The sequence below is a fragment of the Frankia sp. KB5 genome (assembly GCF_002099325.1).
GTDB lineage: Bacteria > Actinomycetota > Actinomycetes > Frankiales > Frankiaceae > Frankia > Frankia casuarinae.
This window is the reverse complement of sequence record NZ_MRUJ01000393.1, coordinates 1-1,478: the sequence shown is the minus strand read 5'-3', so window position 1 is coordinate 1,478 and position 1,478 is coordinate 1. Positions and strand designations below refer to the sequence as shown.

General features: G+C 65.7%; 2 protein-coding genes. Both read right to left on the bottom strand.

Annotated elements, in window-relative coordinates; genetic code table 11:
- Positions 1–1,182, bottom strand: a 1,182-nt coding sequence (locus KBI5_RS24715) for a nucleotidyl transferase AbiEii/AbiGii toxin family protein (protein WP_198537982.1), incomplete at its 3' end; no start/stop codon positions are given.
- Between the two features lie 8 nt (positions 1,183–1,190).
- A partial coding sequence (locus tag KBI5_RS24710) for a hypothetical protein (RefSeq protein ID WP_206745283.1) occupies positions 1,191–1,478 on the bottom strand: 288 nt, incomplete at its 5' end.

Sequence of the window (1,478 nt, the reverse complement as noted above, 5' to 3'; positions counted from 1 at the left end):
CGGGGTCCGTGGACCGGGTCTGAGAGATGGTGGCCGGGGGAATGCCAGCGCGTGGAGATCCGAGCGGGGAGGGGACCAGCCGCGTCCTGGTGCCCAGGTGCTGGTCGGAGACGCTGTGGTCAGCTCTGCCACGAAGCCTGCCGCGGCGCGTTCCATCGCGTCGAAGTCGGGGTAGCGCGCGAGCTGTGGCTGGTCGGCCTTGAACGTGTTCACCGCCGACCGCCAGGGAACGTCGAGTTCACCGGGTCTGCGGCCGGCTCCGTAGACGTGGTAGGGATGGGGCAGGCCATCGCGGCCGAAGCGGACCTGGTTGTTGACCTCAAGCGCCTCCCGCATGTGACGGGCCTCCACGGAACAGGTACGGATCATGTAGTGGATGTCGAAGAGGTCCTTGTAGCGGTGGCGAGGGCCAGGTGCGACCTGGCGGGACGAACCGGGGGCTGGCCCGCTCAGCATGGAGATCTTGTCTGCGAGCTGGCTGGCCGTGGGGTACATCATGGGGGTAACGGGCGCCAGGCCGGGCACGGCGATGCCAACGATGGACCGTTCGGCGTGGTGGGCCGGGCCGAACAGAGGAACCCGGTCGGGCGGCTTGATGTCGATCTCAAGTCCGATTGGGTCGTCGACGGGACGTGCCTGGCCGGGCCCGTATCTCGGGTCGATCGGCTGGGCGACGATCACTCCCATGATTTTCCCGCTGTCGTAGACCCTGACATCGGCGCTGTAGCGGACCAGTCCTCCAAGGCCCAGCCCACGCTCAGCTCGGGCGGTGTCGCCCGCGTTCACCGTGACCGCATCCACAGCCTGCTTGACATGAACGCCGTAGGATTCCGTGATGTCGAGAGCGCACAGGTCCAGATCGAACGCGGATCGGGCCATCACATACGCGGGATGGATTTCGTTCGGCTGAGCGGGAAGAAAGTCGGCAGGCCACGAGAAGTCTGTGGCGGGCCGGGAAGGAAGCGCCAGCGAACCGAAGATGATCCAGTCGTGCGGGGTTCGGTTCATGAGGCGCGCTGCGAAGTCCCCGGTCAAGATCTGGTGAAGTGCGCGGTCGGCATTGAACTCCGCTGCGCGAGCCCGATCGGTGACGTAGGAACGGAACTCCGACCATGAGGGGAACGCCTCACGGAACTCCGGCCCGATGTGGGAGTCGGGATTATGGCTGTCTGTGTCGGCCATGGGCTTGACTAGCGCTGCGGGTGGGCGGGGAAGTCTACGCTGTCCTCGTCCGCCGCACGCAGAATCGACTCCAACGAACCCGCGGTTTCACCGCTGTAGGGCGATGTCCTGGCGGTTACTTCCAGACCTCGAGCCAACTCGGTCTCGTTCGCTAGGTGGGTGCGCAGAAAGGCGTGGGCGACGCGGCCGAGTTCGGCGAGGTCGAACCGCCCGCTGTAGGTTAGATCGCGCAATGTGCGTGCGGGAGTGGTCACAAAAAGATCGGACCGGGTCGTCCACTCATCGGCAGCTACCTC